The organism is Oleiphilus sp. HI0123 (assembly GCF_001635315.1).
In genome coordinates this window covers 1-4,524 of the sequence record NZ_LWGE01001125.1, presented here as the reverse complement: position 1 = coordinate 4,524, position 4,524 = coordinate 1, and the positions used below count along the sequence as shown (strand labels likewise).

Here is a 4,524-nt window from a genome sequence, read left to right as displayed (position 1 = left end):
CGAAACAGCAGCCTGCTCCATATTTTCCTCACTATCAATCGTAATCAAGGTACCTGGCCCATCCTCAAACGAAGATAGCACTCTTAAAGGCACACTATATTTCCCGGCAAATTCAACCGCCCTAATCTGCAAAACCTTAGAGCCCAAACTCGCCATTTCTATCATTTCTTCAAATGTCACTTTTTCCATACGGCGCGCACTATCAACAACCCTTGGGTCCGTTGTATACACTCCGTCGACATCTGTATAAATCTGACATTCATCCGCTTTGAGCGCAGCCGCTAGAGCAACAGCAGTGGTATCTGACCCGCCACGACCAAGCGTCGTAATATTATGATCCTCATCAACTCCCTGAAAACCAGCAACAACCACAACTTTACCCGCAGACAAGGCCTCGCGCATTCGCGACTCATCAATATCCTGTATTCTTGCCTTCATATGAGACTGATCAGTCAAAATACGAACCTGACCACCTGTCATAGACATTGCATCACAATCAATCTGCTGCAAAGCCATACTCAACAAAGCAATCGTCACCTGCTCACCGGTCGACACCAGCACATCCATTTCACGAGGTACAGGATCCTTAGATATTGCATCGGCCAATGATATTAACCTGTTAGTCTCTCCACTCATTGCAGAGACAACCACTACAACATCATCACCTGAATCTCGAAACTTTTTTACTTTCTCTGCCACAGCTTGGATACGCTCAGTCGTACCGACTGAAGTACCGCCATATTTTTGAACAATCAGGGCCATTGACCTATTTAAAACCTCTTAATTGTAGACTTAGAACCTAACACTAAATAAGCAACTACTGCTGGGACTCAACCCATCCAGCTACCGACGCCAAGGTTTCTTCTAGAGCAGTAACATCTGTACCACCGCCCTTCGCAAAATCAGGCCGGCCACCACCTTTACCACCAACACCTGCCGCAACGACTTTCATCAAATCTCCAGCTTTGTACTGCTTGGAAATTGATTTCGTCACACCAGCAACCAAGGCAATTTTATCTCCGTCTACAGAAGCCAATAAAACCACCGCATTCTCAAACTGGTTCTTAAGCTTGTCTACAGCGTCTTCCAGACCTTTACGATCTACACCCGATAACTGAGCCGCAACTACTTTAACCCCAGCAACGTCCACTGCCTTGTCAGCCAATTGAGAACCTGCGTCAGCTGCAGCTTTCTGCTTAAATACCTCTAACTCTTTCTCAAGCGCACGACACTTTTCTACCCACTGATTTGCTTTTTCAAGAACATCTTCTCTACCCGCCTTGAAAACACTTGCGACATTTTTCAACTGCGCTTGCGACTCTCGATTCCAAGCTTCAGCCTCTGCACCAGATAAAGCCTCTATACGGCGAACACCTGACGAAATTCCACCTTCAGACACTATCACTAGCGAGCCAATATCACCCGTACGCTGGGCATGTGTTCCACCGCATAACTCCACAGAAAAGTTATCATCCCCCATCGAGAGAACTCGAACATTCTCACCATACTTCTCTCCAAACAGCGCCATAGCGCCCATTTGTTTGGCCGTTTTTATATCTGTTAAAGTCGTTGTTACTAAAGAGTTCTCTCGAATTCTCGCGTTGACCATAGACTCTATTTCTAACAACTGCTCAGGCGTAACAGCTTCATAATGCGCAAAATCAAAACGCAGACGCTCACCATTACACAAAGAACCTTTCTGAACGACGTGCTCTCCTAGAATCTGCCTAAGCGCTGCATGCAACAAGTGAGTTGCCGAGTGATTTAGAGCGGTCGCATCACGCTGAACACTATCAATGGATGCCTTAACAGAAACACCTGATGACAACTCACCACTTTCAATCTGGCAAATATGTAAAAAATGATTTTCTTGTTTCTGGGTATCTTTTACCAGTGCTTTACCACCATCCCACTCGAGGACACCAGTATCGCCAGCCTGACCACCCGACTCTGCATAGAAAGGTGTCGACGCCAATACCACGATACACTGCTCGCCAGCTCCAGCCTTGGCATTCTCACCATCAACCGTAACCGACAGTACCTCTGACTCATGATCAAAACTTTCATAGCCAACAAACTCGGTACTCCCCGAAATATCCAAAGAGTCGTTGTAATCAACACCAAATTTGCTCGACGCGCGCGCTCTTTCTCGCTGCGTTTCCATTGCAGCTTCATAACCCTCGTGATCTAGCGTTAACCCTCGCTCACGAGCGATATCATTAGTCAAATCAACCGGGAAGCCGTAAGTATCATATAAAGTAAAGACCGTCGCACCAGAAATAACGGTACTATCCAGAGACGCAATATCTGACTCCAGAACCTTCATTCCCTTATCAAGCGTTTTGGAGAACTGCTCTTCTTCCTGAAGCAAGATTTGCTCTACTTGCTTCCGGGAAACCTTGAGCTCAGGGTAAGCTTCACCCATCGCGTCAATCAAAACCTCGACAAGGCGATAGAAAAACGGCTCAGAAGCACCAAGTTTATTTCCATGCCGAATAGCGCGGCGAATAATTCTGCGAAGTGTATAACCACGCCCCTCATTCGAAGGCATTACACCATCAGAAATCAAGAAGGCACTGGCACGAATATGATCAGCAATAACCCGCAGAGATTTTTCTTCAATAGAAACGCCACCCAATATTTTGGATGCGCCATTTAGAATGGTCTGAAAAAGATCAATTTCGTAGTTTGTATGCACATCCTGCATCACGGCAGCAATACGCTCCAAACCCATACCGGTATCTACAGAAGGCTTTGGTAGGTCATGCATCACTCCGTCAGCAGTACGATTAAACTGCATGAAAACGAGGTTCCAAATTTCAATATAACGATCACCGTCGTCATTTGGACCACCAGGAGGATCACCAGCAATATCCTCACCATGATCATAAAAAATTTCGGTACACGGCCCACAAGGCCCGGTATCTCCCATAGACCAAAAGTTATCTTTCTCTCCTAGCCTTGAAAAACGTGACTGGTCGATACCGATTTCATTAAACCAGATATCTTCAGCTTCTTTATCATCTTTATAGACAGTCACCCACAGTTTTTCTTGCGGTATATTTAACTCTTCAGTTAAAAATTGCCATGCAAACCGAATTGCATCCTGTTTAAAATAGTCGCCAAAACTGAAGTTACCTAGCATTTCAAAAAAGGTGTGATGGCGAGCTGTATAACCTACGTTTTCAAGATCGTTATGTTTACCGCCAGCACGGACGCATTTTTGCGAGGTGGTCGCTCGATTATAAGCTCGTGACTCTTTTCCCAAAAACGTATCTTTAAACTGATTCATTCCCGCATTTGTAAACAACAAGGTCGGATCATCTGCCGGAACCAAAGAACTACTATCGACAATCTCGTGTTTATTACGATTAAAAAAGCTCAAAAATGCGTGACGGATCTCTGCCGTTTTCATAACAAAACTCACCTGTTATTGTACTTTCCTGAAAAATCAGTTTTTTTAAACCAAAAGAGCGCGATACTCTATCACAAACATCCCCACCCAAACACTGGATTCCTCGCGCTATTTACAACTTTTTTACATAGTCGCTACCGGAAGCAAAAAGCGCCCGACAAAAAACTCGGTTAAGCCGAAGGAAGCACCCTAAAGTTAGCTGGTTAACGAAAAGCTATAGAAAAGGAAAGAAAAAAGAAGGGACCTTAAATAACTAAAATCTTAGGTAATATCTGGAAAATCGTGTGCAAACTTGCCTATCCACTCTTCAGCAGCATGTTCACCATCTATCGTGCGGCCTTCAACCTCTTGAACCCACATTCGATAATGTTCGATATGGCAAACTTGCTCTACCATACGCGCAGTAAAGGCATCCTCTCTACTCGTAAACTCTATGCCCGCTTCAAAACGATCCGGGCGTGACAAACACCAAATAACCTTAGCCTGAGCTTCAAATGGAGGATCGACAATCGGAATCTTAATATTTACTACTGACCCGACTTTTAAACGCTGTTTCGAACTAAAACTCAAACCACCCAAGCTAACGTCTTGGGCTACTGACTTTTCAAGAGCAACATGGCCACCTTCAGCACCAAGCGATTCCGCACCATTTTCAGGTGAGAGTTCATCAACTGCCGTAAACTCTATTGGTACGTCTGCCGGGTGGCGTATATAGGCTCTCATAACTCTTGTTAATCTCACTTATTATTCACTAAGAATTTATTGTAGGCAAAGTACAGTTTAGTTGACATGCCTTTCTAACACCATTTCCAATTGCGCTATTTTGAATGGCTTCGTCATAAACTCATCCATACCGACCTGGAAGCATCCCTCAGCTTCTTCTTCAAAAGCATTTGCTGTTAAAGCCACAATTGGCGTACGACCACGTTCAGGCTTGGATCGTTCGATCTCACGTATTATTTGCGTGGTTTCATAGCCATCCATTTCAGGCATTAAACAATCCATAAAAATTAAAGCATATTTATTCTTCTTAAATAGCTCAATTGCCTCAAACCCATTTACCGCCAGGTCTACCTGGCAGCCATTACGCTCCAGCATACGCATAACAA

General features: G+C 44.5%; 4 protein-coding genes. All 4 read right to left on the bottom strand.

Annotated elements, in window-relative coordinates; genetic code table 11:
- On the bottom strand, positions 1-762 hold a 762-nt coding region (locus A3761_RS11670), incomplete at its 3' end, for an aspartate kinase (protein ID WP_068515904.1).
- A gap of 55 nt (positions 763-817) precedes the next feature.
- Complete coding sequence (gene alaS / locus A3761_RS11665; RefSeq protein ID WP_068507877.1) at positions 818-3,415, bottom strand: alanine--tRNA ligase; 2,598 nt, start codon at positions 3,413-3,415, stop codon at positions 818-820.
- Positions 3,416-3,676: 261 nt separating this feature from the next.
- Entirely contained in the window at positions 3,677-4,138 is a 462-nt protein-coding gene (locus tag A3761_RS11660) for a PilZ domain-containing protein (RefSeq protein WP_068507878.1), read from the bottom strand.
- A 57-nt stretch (positions 4,139-4,195) separates the two neighbouring features.
- A partial coding sequence (locus A3761_RS11655) for a response regulator (protein WP_156491807.1) occupies positions 4,196-4,524 on the bottom strand: 329 nt, incomplete at its 5' end.

What these genes read in the sequence shown, in the direction of transcription:
- alaS (WP_068507877.1), bottom strand. Translation starts at nt 3,415, where the DNA reads ATGAAAACGGCAGAGATCCGTCACGCATTTTTGAGCTTTTTTAATCGT.
- A3761_RS11660 (WP_068507878.1), bottom strand. Translation starts at nt 4,138, where the DNA reads ATGAGAGCCTATATACGCCACCCGGCAGACGTACCAATAGAGTTTACG.